General features: G+C 57.3%; 22 protein-coding genes. 7 read left to right on the top strand and 15 right to left on the bottom strand.

Translation table 11 applies throughout. From position 1 onward, the window contains the following. Positions 1–190: 190 nt before the first annotated feature. Positions 191–1,162, bottom strand: a complete 972-nt coding sequence (locus ACN0VH_RS14070) for an HNH endonuclease signature motif containing protein (RefSeq protein ID WP_417700943.1) — start codon at positions 1,160–1,162, stop codon at positions 191–193. Positions 1,163–1,426: 264 nt separating this feature from the next. On the opposite strand from ACN0VH_RS14070, the gene ACN0VH_RS14065 reads away from it, so the two are divergent. Then, the gene (locus ACN0VH_RS14065) at positions 1,427–2,296 is read left to right on the top strand and encodes an OST-HTH/LOTUS domain-containing protein (RefSeq protein WP_417700942.1); all 870 of its coding nucleotides are present in this window, start codon (positions 1,427–1,429) and stop codon (positions 2,294–2,296) included. Positions 2,297–2,401: 105 nt separating this feature from the next. Here the strand turns inward: ACN0VH_RS14065 and ACN0VH_RS14060 are convergent, their stop codons facing one another. The 13 genes from ACN0VH_RS14060 to ACN0VH_RS14000 all read right to left on the bottom strand — a co-directional run bounded on the left by ACN0VH_RS14060 (position 2,402) and on the right by ACN0VH_RS14000 (position 13,220). Continuing rightward, positions 2,402–3,400 carry a TrbL/VirB6 family protein gene (locus tag ACN0VH_RS14060; protein ID WP_417700941.1) on the bottom strand — a complete coding sequence of 333 codons (999 nt, stop codon included), beginning with the start codon at positions 3,398–3,400 and terminating at the stop codon, positions 2,402–2,404. 20 nt (positions 3,401–3,420) lie between these two features. Continuing rightward, positions 3,421–3,597, bottom strand: coding sequence for a DUF4177 domain-containing protein (locus tag ACN0VH_RS14055; protein WP_417700940.1), 177 nt, complete (start codon positions 3,595–3,597; stop codon positions 3,421–3,423). Then, positions 3,590–4,585, bottom strand: a complete 996-nt coding sequence (locus tag ACN0VH_RS14050) for an ATPase, T2SS/T4P/T4SS family (protein WP_417700939.1) — start codon at positions 4,583–4,585, stop codon at positions 3,590–3,592. The genes ACN0VH_RS14055 and ACN0VH_RS14050 overlap by 8 nt, the downstream gene beginning before the upstream one ends. A gap of 2 nt (positions 4,586–4,587) precedes the next feature. Then, entirely contained in the window at positions 4,588–5,904 is a 1,317-nt protein-coding gene (locus ACN0VH_RS14045) for a TraB/TrbI/VirB10 family type IV secretion system protein (RefSeq protein WP_417700938.1), read from the bottom strand. Beyond that, entirely contained in the window at positions 5,897–6,592 is a 696-nt protein-coding gene (locus ACN0VH_RS14040; protein ID WP_417700937.1) for a TrbG/VirB9 family P-type conjugative transfer protein, read from the bottom strand. Before ACN0VH_RS14040 ends, ACN0VH_RS14045 begins: the two co-directional genes overlap by 8 nt. A gap of 3 nt (positions 6,593–6,595) precedes the next feature. Next, positions 6,596–7,246 (bottom strand): VirB8 family type IV secretion system protein, encoded by a 651-nt coding sequence (locus ACN0VH_RS14035; protein WP_417700936.1) that lies wholly within the window; start codon positions 7,244–7,246, stop codon positions 6,596–6,598. Between the two features lie 4 nt (positions 7,247–7,250). Next, positions 7,251–8,030, bottom strand: a complete 780-nt coding sequence (locus ACN0VH_RS14030) for a type IV secretion system protein (protein WP_417700935.1) — start codon at positions 8,028–8,030, stop codon at positions 7,251–7,253. Then, complete coding sequence (locus tag ACN0VH_RS14025) at positions 8,027–9,121, bottom strand: lytic transglycosylase domain-containing protein (protein ID WP_417701024.1); 1,095 nt, start codon at positions 9,119–9,121, stop codon at positions 8,027–8,029. Before ACN0VH_RS14025 ends, ACN0VH_RS14030 begins: the two co-directional genes overlap by 4 nt. A 197-nt stretch (positions 9,122–9,318) precedes the next feature. Beyond that, on the bottom strand, positions 9,319–11,685 hold the full coding sequence (locus tag ACN0VH_RS14020) for a VirB4 family type IV secretion/conjugal transfer ATPase (RefSeq protein ID WP_417700934.1): 2,367 nt from the start codon (positions 11,683–11,685) through the stop codon (positions 9,319–9,321). Continuing rightward, positions 11,675–11,953, bottom strand: a complete 279-nt coding sequence (locus ACN0VH_RS14015) for a VirB3 family type IV secretion system protein (RefSeq protein WP_024096577.1) — start codon at positions 11,951–11,953, stop codon at positions 11,675–11,677. The genes ACN0VH_RS14020 and ACN0VH_RS14015 overlap by 11 nt, the downstream gene beginning before the upstream one ends. Positions 11,954–11,960: 7 nt before the next feature. Continuing rightward, positions 11,961–12,251, bottom strand: a complete 291-nt coding sequence (locus ACN0VH_RS14010; RefSeq protein ID WP_417700933.1) for a TrbC/VirB2 family type IV secretion system protein — start codon at positions 12,249–12,251, stop codon at positions 11,961–11,963. Then, the gene (locus tag ACN0VH_RS14005) at positions 12,251–12,829 is read right to left on the bottom strand and encodes a lytic transglycosylase domain-containing protein (RefSeq protein WP_417700932.1); all 579 of its coding nucleotides are present in this window, start codon (positions 12,827–12,829) and stop codon (positions 12,251–12,253) included. Before ACN0VH_RS14005 ends, ACN0VH_RS14010 begins: the two co-directional genes overlap by 1 nt. 64 nt (positions 12,830–12,893) lie before the next feature. Beyond that, on the bottom strand, positions 12,894–13,220 hold the full coding sequence (locus ACN0VH_RS14000) for a hypothetical protein (protein ID WP_417700931.1): 327 nt from the start codon (positions 13,218–13,220) through the stop codon (positions 12,894–12,896). 163 nt (positions 13,221–13,383) lie between these two features. Here ACN0VH_RS14000 and ACN0VH_RS13995 point away from each other — a divergent pair, with 163 nt between their 5' ends. Then, positions 13,384–13,671 (top strand): hypothetical protein, encoded by a 288-nt coding sequence (locus ACN0VH_RS13995; RefSeq protein WP_417700930.1) that lies wholly within the window; start codon positions 13,384–13,386, stop codon positions 13,669–13,671. 163 nt (positions 13,672–13,834) lie between these two features. On the opposite strand, the gene ACN0VH_RS13990 is transcribed toward ACN0VH_RS13995, so the two are convergent. Continuing rightward, positions 13,835–14,254, bottom strand: coding sequence for a MerR family transcriptional regulator (locus ACN0VH_RS13990; RefSeq protein WP_203240508.1), 420 nt, complete (start codon positions 14,252–14,254; stop codon positions 13,835–13,837). Positions 14,255–14,328: 74 nt separating this feature from the next. Here ACN0VH_RS13990 and ACN0VH_RS13985 point away from each other — a divergent pair, with 74 nt between their 5' ends. From ACN0VH_RS13985 to merA, 5 genes are read left to right on the top strand one after another with little or no spacing between them, the layout of a single operon-like run. After that, positions 14,329–14,733 carry a mercuric transporter MerT family protein gene (locus ACN0VH_RS13985; RefSeq protein WP_417700929.1) on the top strand — a complete coding sequence of 135 codons (405 nt, stop codon included), beginning with the start codon at positions 14,329–14,331 and terminating at the stop codon, positions 14,731–14,733. Positions 14,734–14,744: 11 nt separating this feature from the next. After that, positions 14,745–15,041 (top strand): cation transporter, encoded by a 297-nt coding sequence (locus ACN0VH_RS13980; RefSeq protein ID WP_417700928.1) that lies wholly within the window; start codon positions 14,745–14,747, stop codon positions 15,039–15,041. Further along, on the top strand, positions 14,965–15,312 hold the full coding sequence (locus ACN0VH_RS20880) for a hypothetical protein (RefSeq protein WP_490362987.1): 348 nt from the start codon (positions 14,965–14,967) through the stop codon (positions 15,310–15,312). Before ACN0VH_RS13980 ends, ACN0VH_RS20880 begins: the two co-directional genes overlap by 77 nt. After that, positions 15,293–15,496 carry a mercury resistance system transport protein MerF gene (merF, locus tag ACN0VH_RS13975; RefSeq protein WP_348493588.1) on the top strand — a complete coding sequence of 68 codons (204 nt, stop codon included), beginning with the start codon at positions 15,293–15,295 and terminating at the stop codon, positions 15,494–15,496. The genes ACN0VH_RS20880 and merF overlap by 20 nt, the downstream gene beginning before the upstream one ends. Positions 15,497–15,514: 18 nt before the next feature. Next, positions 15,515–16,948 carry a mercury(II) reductase gene (gene merA, locus ACN0VH_RS13970; protein ID WP_417700927.1) on the top strand — a complete coding sequence of 478 codons (1,434 nt, stop codon included), beginning with the start codon at positions 15,515–15,517 and terminating at the stop codon, positions 16,946–16,948. Positions 16,949–17,336 lie beyond the last annotated feature (388 nt).

Raw genomic sequence — 17,336 nt, 5'->3', positions numbered from 1 at the left:
GCTGTTCGGGAACTTTTTATGAGCGCTCCCGTCACGTGACTACTCAATATGGCGTATATCCAGTCGGCGAAGTGTGATGCCTTCTTGCTGTGGAATTCGCGAATGCAGCGAATGGTAGGTTCGGCGCGCTGCGTCGCAGCATGCTAAAGTTCAGTCGAAAGTCCAGATTGGGCCGACTGCATGAGGCCGACTAGCAGTAGTCATCGAATGTTTCGCCACCTTCCCAGGGCAATCCTTGAGCTTCAGTCAGGGCCTTTTCCGCTCCGTCACGCATAAAAAACGTGCCCTGACTCTCATGAACAAAAAATCCGTTTTCAAAGGTGATTTTTGAGATTGACCATGGTTTGATGGCATCCTCTCCGTGTTCGCCGAGCAAGTAGATGGCACTTTCTCCACCGATCATCGCCACGTCTCCGACTTTTGTTTCTCCCCAAGGGGAAATCACTGCGACCGCTCCCTTTACCAAACGGGAAAGGTATTCTTTGAGTGGATGTTCGGTCTTAGTTTCGGGACAAAGAGGAAACTCAGCTGGCACGCGCCAGTTACGCTGAAGTGCACCAACCGTTTTGGATGCAACCAGTTCTTCAACTGGTTCTACAACCGTTTTCTGGCCCCGGCCGAAAATCCAGTCGCCAAGGCGGCCTCCTGTTGAGGTACTTTCGGACCCCGCCCAGGCAAGCATTCGCTGCAGACTTTTGTCAGCTTCTGATGGTGAGACGCTCCTCATCCACTCGAAATCCGCGGTGAGTGTGCCATTCTTCGGATTTCGCGGGTCAGCGAGAAATTCCTCGATGCTACCATACAAATTCTGGATCCGCTTCGCAGTGATCGGGTTGAGGAGAATATTCTCCAGGCGCGTGACCCATCGTAGGTTTTCAGGGCGGTTGTTTCGGCGATTCGTATCGATGTGATCTACCACATGGCTCTTGCTCGGTTGTTCTCCATGAAATGCTGTCGCAACAATCCGATGAAGTTTGTGACCCGAGATCGTCATATAGCCATCGCTTTTGCTTGGATTTCCAAAAGTCCAAGTCTCATCAAGCGGTCGCTTCCTCTGATCTTGCCGTGCACGGCGAAGGACCGAACCATTATCGCGAACGCAGTAGCTTTCCCCACGATAAATACATTCAGCTTCTGTGTTGAAAATCGCCAATCCTTCCACGATCGGGCTCCTTCTAAAGTCTTTAAGCATATCAAGCGGGCCATCTTCGACCCTGAAATCGAAATGGTGTGCTGAGATCACGGCATCAAGGTTGAAAGGCCAGTTTGGCTGCTCGGCAACGCAGCATCAAGCTCAGATTCAATGTTCGTAAGGGCCAGTAGTGCTGGGATTGGGAATGATTTCGGGTGGGCAATATAATGCTAAGGCATCGCGTATAAGGTTGAAATATGGTTGATGTCAGCGAGGCAGAGACCGGATTGAACTATGACGATGCTAGACGATGAAGACCTGCATACACTTCAGCATGAAGTTCAGCGGTTGCTGGGTCGATGCATGTTACGGCTACAACAGTATGAGCGGCTAATCAAAGCCATGGTGGCGCATCATAAGGTTTCAGGACCGTTTCATGACTTGGAGCGGGCAAAGGCAACGCAGATTGACGAAGCGGCCCGCAAGACGCTCGGCACCTTGGTTGGTGATCTCCTTGGATCGTATGTTGTTGCCGATGAGATCAACCCTCCCGAAGTGACGACAACCAATTCTCCAGAGAACGTCAATTGGTTCGCCATGCAGATGTCACTTGGCTTGCCGGATGCAGAGTTCGTCCGCGTTGAGAGCGATCTGAGAGAAATGGTACTTCTTAGGAACAATCTGGTTCATCACTTTATCAGCCAGCACGACCTCTGGAGCCCAGATGGATGTCGTGCCGCGCAAGATGCATTGATCATTGCATACGACCGTATCGACCATCACTTCGGACAACTTCGTGAATGGGCCGAAGACATGGATAAAATACGGCATACGATGTCAGAATTCTTGCAGTCGAAGGAATTCGAAGAGCTATTTGTCAATGGAATTTCTCCCGACGGAAAAGTGAATTGGGACGCCTCAGGTATAGTGAGCGCCTTGCGAGAAGCATTCGATGCGTTGGCCGTCGATGGGTGGGCACCTGCGGCTGCAGCTGGCAAATGGATTGCTAAGCGTTACCCTGAACAACTGCCCTCCAAGTATGGATGCCGCAGTTGGCGACAGGTTGTGCATAATGCACCCATCTTAGAGCTTCGGTATCTTGAAATGGATGGACAGCGCACTGCTTGTTATCGTGACAAGGGCAGTACCGCGACGTCGCGTTAAAATACGTCAGCGGCGCATGATCGCTACGCATTTTTCCATAGCAGCTTTTGGGAAGTTGCATGGCAGCAAGTTCGAAACAGTGAACGTTGAGTTCGAGCCTAAACCTTATTCTAAACGCTTCGCCCGTTCTGCCACCCGCTGAACCATCGAAACGGTAGCATTGCTTGCCTGCCGTATTCCTGCCCCCGTGATCTCAGCATTCGATCTACTTCCAAACCGTGCTCGCGCCCGTGAGCCCCTAGTGCCGATCAAGCCCTTGGCGAACCCGCCAGGACCGGGAATGCTCGGCGGTCCGACCATCATGAAGTTGCCCGAGATAGAGCGCACGATCAGCGGGGTGGCGATGATCATGCCGCCTGCGAGGAACATCATCATGAAGAAGGGCACCAGCGCGCCGATGTTGCTTGCGCCAGAGGGATCTCCGAGTTCGGTCATTAGCGAGCGTGACATGCCGACAACGGTGGAAAACACTCCCGCGATCACGAGGGGGTAAAGCGCGTAGGATACCGTGCTGGACAGCCAGCGGTGGAAATAGTCCTTGCTGACATCAAAAAGCGAAAGTGCGATCATGATGGGGGCGATGCCGATCATGAAGGCCAGCATGATCTTTGCGAAGATCAGGACAAGGCCGCAGAGTGCGCCGATGACGCCCAAGAGGAACGCGCCGATTGCTCCGATCAGGGCTCCGGCCATCCAATGCATGTTGTCACCGGCGGCGTTCAGGTAGTCGCCGAATTCTTCGATGAGATCGTCGAAGGCCCCGGCGAAATAAGACGCACCCGCACCGCCGCCGCCAAGCCCCGCCACCATGCCGCCCGCAAGTTGGTCTAGCCCATCGATCAGGGCACTGGCCACAGCGTTGAATTGGACCCAATTCATCGCAAAGAGGGAGATCAACATGAGTTTGAGGGCGAACCAGAAGGCGGTCCGCCCATCCATCGACTTGTACTGAAACACCATGTTGAGGAACACGCCAATCACGGCGAGCGTCGAAGACACGGCAATGACGCCACCAAGCTGACCGGCGACGTTGCCAAAGGTGGTTTGGGCAGCGTCTTCCAGAAAGTTGTCGGTTGTCTCAACCATCCAGGTGACGACGCCCATCGGATCCTCCTCAGTTAGGTTTAGGCGCTCGAGCCGGTGCGCCGCTTCAAGAAGGCCTTCAGGATGTGTTCGCCGTCGAAATCCGGAACGACTGAGACCAGCTCCCAGCCATCCTGGCCAAGGGCCGTCAGCTGGGCTTCGATCTTCGGTGGCTTGGTTTTGGCGGTGTTGATCTGTTCAATCTTGTATTCAAACATGGGCTGTTTCCTTTGAATGGGCCGGATCAACCGGCAGGTAGAATTCGGTGATGCCGCGCGCGCCTTCATGGCGACCGGCCTGGATGATCACATCGATCGAGCGGGTGATATAGTCGTTCATGTCCTGGTAGGTCATGGGCACATCGGTTTTCAGGGCGGCGATGGCGAGACGCTGAACCGCCAGCTGAGGTGTTTCAGCGTGCAGTGTCGTGAGTGAGCCGCCATGCCCGGTGTTGATGGCTTCAAGGAAAGTCATCGCCTCTTTGCCGCGTACTTCGCCTAGGACGATGCGGTCCGGCCGCATGCGCAGGGTGGAGGTAAGCAGCACGTCAGCGCTGCGCGTGGCTTCATCGCGGTCAGACATCAGGGTGACGACATTGGGCTGAGTTGGGCGTAGCTCGGCGGCTTCTTCGATGGTGATGATGCGCTCGTCGGCGGGCACGAAGGAGAGGATTTTGCGTGCTGTGACAGTCTTGCCGGTCGAAGTTCCGCCGGAGACGATCATGTTGAGCTTATGGGTCACACAAAATTTGATCGCGGCGTCGATGTCGCCGGTGGCCACGACATCGCGCAGCTCTGCGTTGCGCTTGCGCCTTGCACCCTCGTTGCTGCGCTCTTTTCCGAAGAGATAGGACAGCTTGATCCGCTCTAATGGTAGGTCGGCAAAGAACCGCAGGGAGATCGCATAACCGCCATCAACGGCGGGGGGCTGGATGACTTGCGCGCGGATCGGGCGGTCGCGGTAGGTGATGCTGACTGATACAATCGGCTTGGTCCGGCTCAGAGTGGTGTTCGCGGCGGAAGCAACCTGATTGCCTAAGTCTTTGATCTCGTTCGGTGAGAGCGGTCGATTGACGGACCGCATAAAGTGATCCCCCTGAAACTCGGCCCAAAGAGTACCGTCGGGGTTGATACAAAGTTCGATCAGCTTCGGATCACGCGCCTCGGGGATCTTGTCCATCGAGCTCTGCAGGTAGCTGGCCGCCATGATCAGAAGATCTCCAGATCGCGGTCGACCATCACGGTGACGCGGGCTCCTTGGTCGACATAGATCACCGGAGAGACGGAAAGATATTCGCCGATCACGCTTTGTGCGCTGTCTTGCAGGTCTTCCCCAATTCCCTCGAGCACATCAGAGGTGATCTCGTCTTCGGTGTTCTGGGCTGCCACAGCAGGCAAGGCTCCGATCAGAGATATCAGGGCGGCTGACCCGAACCGCGTGCCGAAACGGCTGTCGACGAAACCGGTCGTGCCGGAGCGTCCCAGTGCGTCGCCACCAAAAGCGCTGATTTCGACGGTCTGGTTGCTGGGGAGAATGATCCGGTCCCAGGCGATCGTCACGCGTTGCTGAGCAATGTCGAGGCCAGATTGATACCGCCCGATGAGGCGCGCGCCGCGCGGGATCAGGATCCGCGAGCCGTCATAGGCGTGGATATCTTCCGATACCATCGCGCGGACCTGACCGGCGAGCGAGCTGTCGATCGCTGTCTCGAGCACGGCCTGGATCATCGTGCCCTGAACGACCGTGTTTGACGGGTTCACGATCAACTGGGCCTGAGTCACCTCAGCAGGTTCAGCGCCGTTGCGGACAAAGTCTGTGTCGCCATCAAGTCGCCGCTGCTCGGCGGCGGTATCATTATTGCCGCTTCCAGTGCCGCCAAAGGCGATGATCGGGCTGGCGATACGGGCTTGCAGCTCCTCAAGTTCGGCTTGCCGCCGCCGCTCCAGCTCCTGAAGACGCAGTTCTTCGGCCGTAGGGCCGGTTGGAGCAGGCGAGCGCGGTGTTTCCAGGCGTGCAAGCTCTAGATCGTTCTGCAGTCGCTGTATTTGCCGTGCACGTTCTTCCAACTCTTCGCGCAAAGCGGCTTGTGTTGCTGCTGCCTCGCTACGCAGGGCATCGATTTCTGCGCTCAGGCCATCCAGCGCTTCAGTGTCGACGTCCGGAGCCTCAGGTTCTGGTGCGTTACGCAGGGCTTCGAGCTCGGTGCGCATGGCGTCCATTTGCGCGCGCAGCTCGTCTGTTTCGTTGTCCGGTTCTGACTCTGCTGGAGGTGGCGATGTGTCAATCGGTGCAGGGGTTGGCTCAAGGTCTCCAAACCCTGGTCCCGCTGCTTGGAATTCATCCGGTGAGGCGGTTTCGAGGCCTTCAGGTTCAGAACCGCCAGAGAAGAATAGAAAAAGGCCACCAAGGGCAGCGATTGCCGCAATGCCTAGGGCAATAGTGACAACAGACGGACGCGCCTTCGGGTTTTGTGTTTTACCTTCAATCGCTTCGAGGCGTTTCTTAAGCTCAGCTTTTTCACTCATTCTGGCTTGCCTCGCTCATCTCTTGGACGCAGATCTCATCCTCGCCGAGCCGGAGAACCCATCGATCGCTGACACCTGAAACGCGGATCACGCCATCAGGTCGGGCCAGAGCATTCACGCTGCGCTCATTGCCAGCCGACCAGCGAAATATCGCGGGCAACGGCGCATTCGCGGCAAAGCGGAAATAAGTGAAGGTGCCGTCATCCCAGATTTCGCGCGGGGTGATCTCGGAACGTGCGCTGACGCCATAGGCGTGGTTGGCAGGTTGGCTTGCCGCCACGCGCGATTGCTGGGGAGCGGACTCCGGATAGGTGAAGCGGATGACATAGAAAGTCGGCGAACTCGCCTCGGTCACGTTGAAATAATAGCTGCGCCGGTTGGTATAGACGGTGATGTTGGTATGCGCGCCGCGCGAGACTGGCTTGATAGCAAAGGCCTGGCCGCCGGGCACGCCGTCCAGAAGAAAGCCTTCAGTATCGCCCGCAATGATTGAGCGAATGGTCTCGCCTTGGCCGAATTCAATACTGGTCACATGGGTCAGGCTGGTGCGGATGCGGTAGACCTGCCCATCTTGATAGGTGGCCAACCGGACGCGGGCATCATAGGGGCCTTGGCGCGGCTGGGTTTCTGCATGGGCGATGCCAGCAAGCGGTACGAGGAAAGCAAGGATCAGGAACAGGCGGCGCATTGGTTACTCCAAACGATCCGAGCGGATCGCGTATTCGGTGACGGTGAAGCCGAAAGGGTTCTGCCAGACGTCGTCGATCGACCGGCTATTCTCGGGCCGAAACTCAAACATCAGCGTGGTGGTGAAGAGCCCGTTCTGCGTGCCACGCGGCGAGCTCAGCCGCTTGCGCAAGCGCACCTGGGCACGATTGGCGCTGATATGGGTGATCGAGAGCACCTCGACCTCAAGCCGCGCATCTGTGCCGTAGCTGTCGGGCGGATAGGCCTCATGGCCACTTGTCCAAAGTGCGCGCAGTCCTGCGGCCGCAGCTCCGTCCGACTGGTCCAGGACCCGCCGCACGCGCACGTCATTGTCGAGCTGATTGTAGGTCTCTCGATCAATCACATAGCGGTAGACCTGTGCCTCGATGATAGCGGGGCGTTCCGTGAGTGAGACCGCTTCAACCATGGCATTGGGGAGGGCCATGCCGGTTTCGCTATCAAAGGGCACGATCATGGGCGGCGGGTCCACGTCGAACAGAGCGACAAGAGCAGCGGCGAGGCAACCTGCCATGCCAAACGCCATGCCTGTCAGCCCCAGTTTCTGCCACATGAGCTCGCGTCGTCGTGCGCCGTAGACGAGCTCTTCTTCGATGATTTCTGCCTCGCTGTTCATGGGATCAATCCGCGCGCAGGTCTGGCAGGGTGAAGTCCATATAGCGGCGCTCTTCGGCCAGCGTGGCAGCATCCACCACGCCGGATTGGCCCGCGCCGACGGTCTGAATGGCTTCGAGCTCCCACATGCGGGTCATGGCAATGGCCAGTTCGGCCGTGACGCGGGTGTTGTGATCCACCGCTTCCTTGAGCGTTTCCATGTCCGGGATCAATGAGACCAGCTGTTCGACCCGTTCGAGGGATTGCGCGGCCTCTTCATAACTGTTCTCAGCGGCCGCCGACATCACCGCCCCGGTGCCCGCCTGGCTGGCGATGCGCTCAGCCCCTGGATTGCCGCTGCTGGCCATGTCGGAGAGGCTGTCTTGGTCAAAGCCTGCATCCTCCAGCGCTTGTGTCATGCGCCCTTCCATCTGAGGGGCGGCGTTGCCAATGAGGCCACTGAAATCGCCGCTCTGGATTTGCCGGATGGTGCCAAGGAGTTCACCGAATTCCTGATCGAGTAGGCCATCGAGATCACCACCCATGGCCATTTCGATGATGTCTGTCGCGCCGGTCAGGGCCGCGTAGGTCTCATTCAGCGTATCCAGTTGCTGTTGCACCAGATCGAGCTGTTCGAGAAGCGTGTCGAGCTGGTCGGTCTGGATCCCGAAATCCTCCAGCATCTGCTGCAGCTGACGAATTTCTTGGGCGATGTTGCGCGTGTCGACGGTCGGCACGCCTTGGGCGAACAGGGGTGAGGCAACCAGAAAAGCGCATGTGGCAACGGTTGAAAGAAAACGGATCATCGGAGTGCCTCCAGATCGAATTGCATGAACTCTTGTTCGCGGGCCTGCGCGGCCGCCATGGCCAGCTCTGCGGCGCTGAGCGGGCGGGTATGGGCGGCCTTGAGGCGCGTGCGGATCGCGATCAGGCGAGCGAGTTCGGCCCGCGCGTAGGTGTTGAGCGACATGGCCGCGTGAATGTCATCGGTCTGACCAATACGCCTGATGATGTCCTGCGCGCGCAGCGCGGCCGCTTGCACCGACACCAAGGAATAGTCGCCGTAGACCCCTGCGCCGAAAGAGGTCAGGCTCATAGTAGAATTGGCGAGCAGAACCGGGTCGATGGTGCCGAGTGCGTCAACGCCGCCGACGCGTGCAAGGTAGAGGTTGTAGCGCTCGGGGATGACCTGAACGTAGTGCTGGGTCTCGGCAAAGGGTGGCACGCCGCTGTAGCGCTGCACATTCCCCGGACCGGCGTTGTAGGCCGCCAGCCCGTGAATGATGTTGCCGTCAAACATGGCCAGCATCTGCGCCAGATAGCGTGCGCCGCCGGTGACTTGGATGTAGGGGATTTCGTAATAGGCCGGGTAAATCCCGAGATCTTGGGCCGTACCGGGCATAATCTGGGTCAGGCCGAATGCTCCAACAGGGGATCGCGCGCCGATGGTGAAACGGCTTTCTTGCCAGATCAGCGCTTGCAACAGGCAACGCCATTGCTTGGGCGACAGACCCGCCGCGCGCACACCGGACATATGGTGCGTTTCCTGAGCCGCGCGGATGATCAGCTGTTCAATCGATCCTGAGGCATCGCCGAACATCTGTGGCGCGCCGGGGTTTGGGTCGACCGAACCATAGAGCGTGTCTGCGGCGCTTTCAGGTGATGACCCAGCTTCCAAGCTCGCGACCAGTGTGCCTGAGTTCCCGCTGGCAAGCGTCGTGGCATCGAGGATGTCTTCCAGTGCCTGGAGTTGTTCTTGCTCGAGCGCTTCAAGCTCTTCCTCTTTGGTCAAACGATCCCGCTGCAAAGCCAGATCTTGTTCGCCTTGTTGCAAGACGCGCTCACGCTGCAGAAACATGCCAGCATCAAAGGTCGGCACGCCTTGGGCATAGGCCATTGGCGCGGCGAACCACACCAAGCCCGCAAAGATATGCAGGCGGTGCTTACTCACCGAGACCACCAATCGGGCCGAGCGGTTCGAAATTGCAGTTGCTGCGACTGACCTCAGCAAACGAATTGAAGCATTTTGCTTCCGACGGCCGGTATTCCGCGCAGGCCGTCAGTGTCAAAAGGGTGAGGGTCAGCACGCAAAGTCTACGCATCAATCTGTCTCCAAAATTCGGGGTTCTGGCGATAGTCTGCGCCAACCAGCGCTTCGCCTTTTTCCATGCCGCCTAGGATCGTGAGGTAGGGGCCAAGGGCACTCAGATCGGCGTCGATCACCACCGAGCCTTGATCATCGCGCACCAGCGCCAGACGGGAGTTGCTGCCGGTGCCGAGCAAAACGCTGAGCTCTTTTTCGGTAAGGCCCAGCATGGTGTAATCGCTGGCCGAAGCGCGAATGTTGGGAAGCAAGAGCTGCGTCGGCACAGCCTCGATAATCGTTTTGCCGGTGCGTGTTTTCTCAAGCTGGCTTGCATATTGCGTCATCATCACAACGACCGCGTTCTGTTTGCGGGCGGTGACAAGCCAGTTGCTAAGGCGGTCCGCGAAGTACGGGTTGTCGAGCGCCTTCCAGGCCTCATCGATTATGATCAGCGTGGGCTTGCGATCCTCGATCACGCGCTCCACCCGCCGAAACAGATAGGACAGCACGGCCATGCGCTCTTTCTCGCTTTCGCTGTCGAGAATGCCGGTCAGATCGAAGCCCACGATATCACCATCGAGCGAAAAGGTATCCTCAGCGCTTTGCCCGAAGATCCAGCCATAACGGCCATCTGCGGTCCATTCCTGTATCCGTTCGAACAGATCCCCTTCATCTGCTCCAGCCACAAAAAGCGAGGCCAGATCCTGCCAGTTGCGAAGGGCGGCATCGCTCGCCCCGGAGTTCTGGCGCACCACTTCCTGAATGCGGTTGATTTGGACCGGACTCAGGGGCTTGTCGGAGCGATGCAAAAGGGTGGCCAACCAATCAGAAAGCCAGGCTTGCCCGCGCCCGTCGATTTCCGTGCGGAGCGGGTTCAGACCGGTTGCCTCGCCCGCCTTGATGGCGCTGTAGCGCCCGCCATTGGCGCGCACGGCCATTTCCATGCCTGCACGGTAGTCGAACACGAACACGCGCGCGTCGCAGCGGCGGGCTTGGGTCATGAGGAAGGCTGACAACACCGATTTGCCGGAGCCAGGGCGGCCAAGGATCAAGGTATGCCCACCGGTTGGTTCTTTGTCCGGTTGACCCATCTCATGATAGTTGAACAGGAAGCCAGAGCGTTCAGGCGTCGGGAAGAGAGTAATCGGCTTGCCCCAAGGCACGCTATCACCCGGCTTGCCCAGTTGACCGCGATGCAACGCTGCGAGGTCGGCAAAGTTCGTATTGGTGATGGCGGCCTTACGGCTGCGCATCTGCCCATTGCCCGGATGCTGCGCGAAATAATGCGTCCGCGCTGCAAAGCTCTCGTTCACCAGATTGACGCCTTCACTGGCCGCGATGTTGCGCACCTCGGCGGCGATGGCTTCCAGCTTTTCCTCGGTCTCGGCGAAAACCGTGACGGACATGTGATGATCGCCAAAGCAGAGCCGTTTAGATTCCAGATCGTCCAGCGCGTCGACCAGTTCTTCTGCGAGAGAAATCGCGCCGTCATCGCTGGCCTTCATCAGGCGCTGTTGCCGCTTGATGCGGCTGGCCATGATGTTGCTGTTAATCGGCGTGAAGGAATGCGTGACCACCATGTCGACAGGCAGGTTCAGCTCATCAAACATGGTACAGCTGGTTTTGGCTGGATAGGTCTTGATCGCAAAGCTCGTACCAAACCGCTTGCCCGCCGCCCCATCGTCGAGCGCAAAGCCTCGCCCCTGAAACGTGACGCGGGTGTTGGCCACGTCCTCGGCAATGATGCCAAAGCGGGATTTTGCGAAGAGCGGTCGTTCCTGGCCAATGTTGAGCGCCCCGAGGAACCCGAGTAGCTCGCCATTTTCGGCCCCAAGCAAGCGTGGGTTCATCTCAGAGAAAGACGATCTGAGAAACCCGACGACCTCCTCAAGTTTGCGCAGGTGTTTGGCTGTCTGGTCTTTCATCTGAGCGATCGAGTCTGAGCGCTTCAGGCGCAGCCGAGCGCCGAGGGGAGGACGTTTCAGGACCGTGAGTGTGAGCGTCTTGTCCCGCAGCCCCGCCCGCGCAATGGCCAGCTGCCAGCGGGTGTCCAGCGCTTGAGCAAACCCTTCCTCGCAAACCGGTGGCAAAGCAGTCTCGATCGCTTTTGAGACCTTGTGCACGTAGAAACTGTACTCCGGCCCGATCTGCGCGATGATCGCCGCGAAGAGCGCGCGGATCTTCTCCAGATGCGCGTCATCGCTGGTCATGCTGTTGACGCCATCAAGGCGGATGCACTGGAACAGAGCATTGCCGCGCGTGCGGATCGTCACATCATTCACCAGGCTGACATAGGGCAGCATGCTGGCCATCGGGCGCTCTTTGCGCGCCCAGTCTGGCAGCGTTGCAAGATCATCCGAAGGATCACGGAGCATAGCTGTCCCCCGAATGGATCTTGCGATTTGGCGTCGGGGGCGTTTCCTGCAGGGCAGTGACCATCACTTCAAGAAAGGCCGGGTCCCAATCCGCCGCTTTCCAAAGCGCGGGATAGGCCAGAGCGGCGATGATGATCACCGGCCAGCTCTGGACCCACAGAAACAGCAACACAAACCCGAAGAGCCAAACCATGGCATACATGATCGGCAAGCCGATGAGCTTTGGCGGCCGGATCAGACCGAGGAAGAGGCGGGTTTGCGTTGCCATGCCGAATTTATGCGCCCCAGATGGCGGTCACGATGGTCGGTGCAGCTGCGATCCCTGCAATGGCGACCAGAACCCAGAGAGCCTGGCGGAAGTCGAGAATGCCGAAGAGCCAGGAGAGGAACACACCGATCAAGGCCAAGGTGCCGATGACTATGCCCAAGGGGCCGGTGATCGTGTCGACGATGCCTTGGAGAAGGTTCTGCACCGGTGAGAGGTCGATACTTTGCGCGAGCGCGGGATTGGCAATCATCAAACTGGCCAGAGCCAGCGACAGGATCGTGCGGAATTGAATTTGCATCAGGAGGCTCCAGTCAGTCGATCACGCACGGCCGTGACCCGGCGCACGTGATTTTGGGTTTCTCGGTAGGGAGGAATGCCGCCATAGCGCGCGACCGCGTCTGGTCCCGCGTTATAGGCAGCGAGCGCGAGTTCGGGCGTGCCGAACTGCGCCAACATCATCAGAAGGTAACGGGCAGAGCCATCGAGGTTTGCCTGCAAGTCATGCGGATCCACGCCGAGTTCTGCGGCCGTCGCTGGCATCAACTGTCCGAGGCCAATCGCACCTGCAGAACTGCGTGCATTCGGGCGATAGGCGCTTTCGATCTCGATATTGGCTTGGAAGAGCGCCTGCCATTCCGTCACCGACAGACCTGCGCCGCGCAGAGCAGGGTGCCCGCCATAGCGATGCGCGGTGCTTTCAATGGCAGCGAGGATTTCGGGGCGGGGAACTGCGCGGGCGGGTGCAGGAGGGGGAGCTTCAAGCTCTGGCGCTGCAAAAACGATCAGCTCTGGTGGGTTTGCACCAATCCCGTCGACATAGCTTTGTGCAAAACTGGATTGAGGTGGCTTGGTCTCCAGCTGGCCGTTGGCCCGCATGGAGAGAATGAAGCCTTCACAATAGGCGGGGGCAGCAAGGAATGCTGCGAGGACGGCAAGTGGCTTAGCCCGCGTCGTCCAGCTTGTGCGAGGCGATCTTACCTTCGAGCATGGGGATCGAAACGATCGAAACACCAAGGCCCGCAAGGAAGCTAGATAAGCCATTGATTGTCTTGAATTCCCGAGCGGCCATGTTGTTGCGCGCGGTGACAAGCAGGCGGCGTACCTCACCGTCGGGCGAGACGCAATGCACGGTCCAAACTCCGGACCACTGAGCACCTGTACGTTTGGGCGTAATCCGGCACACAACATCCGCCGAATGACCCTCGGCAAGCAGCGTGCGCAGCCCGTCTTCACTGACAACATTGGGGGCGTCTTGCATCAAATTCATAGGATCGAGCCTTACAGAATTGTGCATTGGCCCGGCAGTCCCTCATGGACTACCCAACCGATACAATATTATAATCTTGCAATCAATAGGTGCAATTTGAGTTATTGCGCCCTTCATGCGTTGAAACGAATTTACTGCAACGGAGTGGCTGAGCCAAGATAATATGGGGCTTTTGAAACAAACATGGGCGGTTATGGTCGTTTTGAGCTGGGGGTCTGCCGTGAATGCGGGCAGTTGCTTGCCGCCTGTGCAGCCCTGGATGCCGACTAATGCGGATGACGTGCAGGAATATGCTGATCTGTTAAGGCGCGATGCGGAGATCTACTTTGCTGATGTCGAGCAGTACTTTCGGTGCTTAGATCAGGAACGACGTGAGGTTTTCGAGCAGGCGCGCGAGATCAGCGAAGAGTACGCGCGCGTCTTGGAGCTTGTGGAGGGCGTGAGGAAATAACGCCCGTCCTCACGTTGAGAAAGCTGCCGTTCAATAAGACAGCGGCGAAGGTTGCCAGTGCGGGACAAGGACGAAGCCGGAAATTGGCTCTTCGTGTTTCAAGGTTTTCTTGCGTCGTACTCCATATTGCGAATTTGGTTGCTCACGGTATGGAACTTAGCTTTCACCGCGCTTCGAACAATGTCTCCAGAATAGGGCAGTCGGGAACGTCACCTTGGCTGCACTCCGCTGCCATACCCACAAGTGCCTTTTCCAACTTGCGCAGCCCTTTGATCTTTTCACGCACAGAAGCCAAGTGCCCGATGGTCAATCCATGTACCTCGCCACAGGTAAAGTCTTGCCGGTCAACCATTTCCAACAATTCTCGAATTTCATCAATGCTGAACCCAAGCTCTCGCGACGTCTTGATGAAGGACAGCCGCTTGAGTTGATCATGATTGTACTGCCGGTTGCCGCCCGACGTGCGATCCGGTTTTGGCATCAGTTTGATACGCTCATAGTAGCGGATCGTTTCAATGTTCACGCCGGTACGTCTGGACATCTCGCCGATTGCGTAGCCTCGCGTTTTTGTGACCTCAGGCATTGAAGAATCTCCTTGCATCTGTAGCCCCTACAGATCGCATGTTACACCTAGAAACCGGAATTGCGAGCACTTGAATGACTGACACAACAAACGCTGACCTGAACAAACACGACCCTGAAAGCCGCAAGGCTCGCATGATTGCGGCGGGCGGCATTCTTGGAGCCCTTGCGGCCTCAACCTGCTGCATTGTTCCGTTGATCTTGTTCAGCCTTGGCGTATCCGGCGCATGGATTGGCAATTTGACGGCGCTTGAACCTTACAAGCCGACCTTCATCGCAATCACGCTTGGGTTTCTTGGCTACGGCTACTGGATGGTTTACCGCAAACCTAAAGCCTGTGCGGATGGAGAGACTTGTGCCCGACCACTTCCCAATCGGCTGGTCAAATCTGCACTTTGGGCATCAACCATTCTCATTGTGATCGCGTTATTCTGGAATTGGATTGCGCCGGTCGTCGCCCCCATTCTTCTTGGTCTGTGAAAGGAACCATAATGAAACTCTACACACCAGTTTTGGCCTTGATTGGCTTCATGGCCGCCGCTCCTGTGTTTGCGGCTGAGCAGACAGTGACATTCTCGGTCCCAGGTATGACCTGTGCCAGCTGCCCATTCATTGTTGAATCGGCGATGAGCGGCGTCGAAGGTGTTATACAAGTGAGCGCCGATGCAGACACTCGAACGGCTGTTGTGGTCTTTGACGACGCCATAGCCAATGCAGAAGATATCGCGTTTGCGTCAACGGCTGCGGGCTACGAAGCCGAGCTTGTTTCTAACGACAGCAATTCCTGAGCCTAAAATGAAAGATAGCTCAACAGGAGGTTTGCTGGCCTTCATCGTGACTGCCCCGGTTGTCGTCATCTGCTGTGGTGGAAAACTGGCTCTGGTTGGAACTGCGCTTTTCGGAACCGCTGGTTTTCTATCTGGCGCCAATGTGCTGACCGCATCCCTCCTGGCAACACTTGGCGGAATCGCGTTTCTGGCAACACGATCCTTCATGCGGTTGCGCAGGCAAGATCGAGATTTCAGAGAGGGCGACCGAGGTGAACGACAGACTTCTTAAACTCGGCATCTTTGGCACGGTGATAGCCGCGCTGTGTTGCTTCACGCCAATTCTCGCTGTGCTTTTCGGGATTGTGGGGCTGTCGGCCGTAGTTGGCTATCTCGATTATGTCCTATTGCCCGCTCTCGCTGTGTTCGCGCTGATCACGATTTATGCTCTCATCCGCCGTGCGCGGAAAACCTGATACCGAAAGACCAAAAATATGTCCGACTGTTGTTCTTCGAATTCGGCAGATGCCGATACATTTGACCTCGCTGTAATTGGCGCTGGATCTGCTGGATTTTCTGCTGCGATCACGGCCGCCGAAGACGGTGCCCGCGTGGCGCTCATCGGATATGGAACCATCGGAGGCACTTGTGTCAACGTCGGTTGTGTTCCGTCCAAGGCGATGATCCGCGCAGTGGAAACACTGCATTCAGCCAAAACCGCTGACCGGTTTGATGGTGTGGAAGCCACCGCAAAAGTGACCGATTGGGCGGCCCTGGTCGCCCAAAAGCAAGCCTTGGTCGATGATCTGCGGGCCGCAAAATACGTTGATGTTTTGCCGAACTATGAAAGTGTCAACTACATCGAAGGCCAGGCAAGTTTCGCAAGCGATGGCTCTCTAGAGGTTGGAGATCGCACCATTCGTGCGCCAAAAATTATCATCGCAACGGGGTCTTCGCCACATGTGCCAGATATCCCCGGAGTGGATAAGGTCGAATGGCTGGACAGCACCTCAGCACTTGAACAGTCAGAACTTCCCAAGTCACTCATGGTGATGGGTGGCGGCTACATCGGCGTTGAGATTGCTCAGATATTTGCCCGCGCAGGTGTCGAAGTAACCATTGTCACGCGTCGTGGCTTGCTTCCAGAAGCCGAACCAGAGGTCAGCGAAGCTCTAACGAAAGCCTTTGTCGATGAAGGCATCAAGGTGCTGGACGGGCTATCATACGACAGGTTCGAAAAAACGGGAGGGGTTGTCACGTTGCACGCGACACATAACGGCGTGGCGGTCAGGATCGAAGCCGAGAAGCTCTTGTTGGCGACGGGTCGCATCCCGAACACGGGTTCTTTGGGGCTTGATGTCGCTGGGATCGACATCAACGCGCGTGGCGGAATTGTCATCGACCCGCAGATGCGCAGTACCCGAGACGGGGTTTATGCGACAGGCGATGTGACCGGGACTGATCAGTTTGTCTATATGGCGGCCTATGGCGCGAAGCTCGCCGCCAAGAATGCGATGAATGGAAACACACTCAGCTATGACAACAGCGTCATGCCCGCTGTTGTCTTTTCTGATCCACAGGTCGCCAGTGTCGGCCTTACCGAGGCGCAGGCCGAGTCCGCTGGTCATGAAGTGGCCACATCGGTCTTGGGCCTGGAGCACGTGCCTCGTGCGTTGGCTGCCCGCGACACGCGCGGTCTTATCAAACTGATCGCGGACAAGGACACTAAGCAGCTATTGGGCGCGCATATCATTGCCCCGGAAGGAGCAGACAGTATCCAGACCGCAGCGATGGCTATCAAAATGGGAATGACCTACGACGATCTGGGCGCAATGATCTTTCCCTATCTCACAACAGTCGAGGGGCTGAAGCTAGCCGCACAAACATTTGATAAGGATGTAGCCAAACTGTCCTGCTGTGCAGGATGAAGGCGGTCATGGCGCGAAGCAGCTATCTCGACTGGTCAGTGGTGTCTGATGGGTATGTTGCCAAGGCTCTTGAGGCGTTAATGACAGCGGAACGGATGGCAGATCGATGGGATGGGATTACTCCGCAAGAGCTTGCCATTCACCGACTGGTGCTGCTCGGTTTCGTCAGGGCTGGAATGCCCCCAACATTGAACGACCTCAAGATGTCCACTGGGCAAACATTGGTGGATTTAAGATCATCACTTCGGAGCCTGTGACCTGAGCCCCTGAATTTCCTCCAGTTTTGTGTAGAGTCCGCCCAACCGAAGGACGGACAAATGAAGACGAGATTCACGGACGAACAGATCATCCAAATGATCAAGGAGCAGGAAGCTGGCGAGAAGACGGC

Source organism: Pseudophaeobacter sp. (genome assembly GCF_048267565.1).
GTDB classification, from domain to species: domain Bacteria; phylum Pseudomonadota; class Alphaproteobacteria; order Rhodobacterales; family Rhodobacteraceae; genus Pseudophaeobacter; species Pseudophaeobacter profundi.
This window is presented reverse-complemented; position numbering and strand designations above follow the sequence as displayed.

Coding starts and splice junctions, on each gene's coding strand:
- ACN0VH_RS14055 (WP_417700940.1), bottom strand. CDS start 3,597: ATGTTTGAATACAAGATTGAACAGATCAACACCGCCAAAACCAAGCCA.
- ACN0VH_RS20880 (WP_490362987.1), top strand. CDS start 14,965: ATGCAGAAGATATCGCGTTTGCGTCAACGGCTGCGGGCTACGAAGCCG.
- ACN0VH_RS14040 (WP_417700937.1), bottom strand. CDS start 6,592: ATGCGCCGCCTGTTCCTGATCCTTGCTTTCCTCGTACCGCTTGCTGGC.
- ACN0VH_RS14015 (WP_024096577.1), bottom strand. CDS start 11,953: ATGGCAACGCAAACCCGCCTCTTCCTCGGTCTGATCCGGCCGCCAAAG.
- ACN0VH_RS14005 (WP_417700932.1), bottom strand. CDS start 12,829: ATGCGGGCCAACGGCCAGCTGGAGACCAAGCCACCTCAATCCAGTTTT.
- ACN0VH_RS13995 (WP_417700930.1), top strand. CDS start 13,384: ATGGGGCTTTTGAAACAAACATGGGCGGTTATGGTCGTTTTGAGCTGG.
- ACN0VH_RS14020 (WP_417700934.1), bottom strand. CDS start 11,685: ATGCTCCGTGATCCTTCGGATGATCTTGCAACGCTGCCAGACTGGGCG.
- ACN0VH_RS14030 (WP_417700935.1), bottom strand. CDS start 8,030: ATGATCCGTTTTCTTTCAACCGTTGCCACATGCGCTTTTCTGGTTGCC.
- ACN0VH_RS14000 (WP_417700931.1), bottom strand. CDS start 13,220: ATGAATTTGATGCAAGACGCCCCCAATGTTGTCAGTGAAGACGGGCTG.
- ACN0VH_RS14065 (WP_417700942.1), top strand. CDS start 1,427: ATGACGATGCTAGACGATGAAGACCTGCATACACTTCAGCATGAAGTT.
- ACN0VH_RS13985 (WP_417700929.1), top strand. CDS start 14,329: ATGACTGACACAACAAACGCTGACCTGAACAAACACGACCCTGAAAGC.
- ACN0VH_RS13980 (WP_417700928.1), top strand. CDS start 14,745: ATGAAACTCTACACACCAGTTTTGGCCTTGATTGGCTTCATGGCCGCC.
- ACN0VH_RS14060 (WP_417700941.1), bottom strand. CDS start 3,400: ATGGGCGTCGTCACCTGGATGGTTGAGACAACCGACAACTTTCTGGAA.
- ACN0VH_RS14045 (WP_417700938.1), bottom strand. CDS start 5,904: ATGAGTGAAAAAGCTGAGCTTAAGAAACGCCTCGAAGCGATTGAAGGT.
- ACN0VH_RS14050 (WP_417700939.1), bottom strand. CDS start 4,585: ATGGCGGCCAGCTACCTGCAGAGCTCGATGGACAAGATCCCCGAGGCG.
- ACN0VH_RS14025 (WP_417701024.1), bottom strand. CDS start 9,121: ATGGCCTATGCCCAAGGCGTGCCGACCTTTGATGCTGGCATGTTTCTG.
- merA (WP_417700927.1), top strand. CDS start 15,515: ATGTCCGACTGTTGTTCTTCGAATTCGGCAGATGCCGATACATTTGAC.
- ACN0VH_RS13990 (WP_203240508.1), bottom strand. CDS start 14,254: ATGCCTGAGGTCACAAAAACGCGAGGCTACGCAATCGGCGAGATGTCC.
- ACN0VH_RS14035 (WP_417700936.1), bottom strand. CDS start 7,246: ATGAACAGCGAGGCAGAAATCATCGAAGAAGAGCTCGTCTACGGCGCA.
- ACN0VH_RS14010 (WP_417700933.1), bottom strand. CDS start 12,251: ATGCAAATTCAATTCCGCACGATCCTGTCGCTGGCTCTGGCCAGTTTG.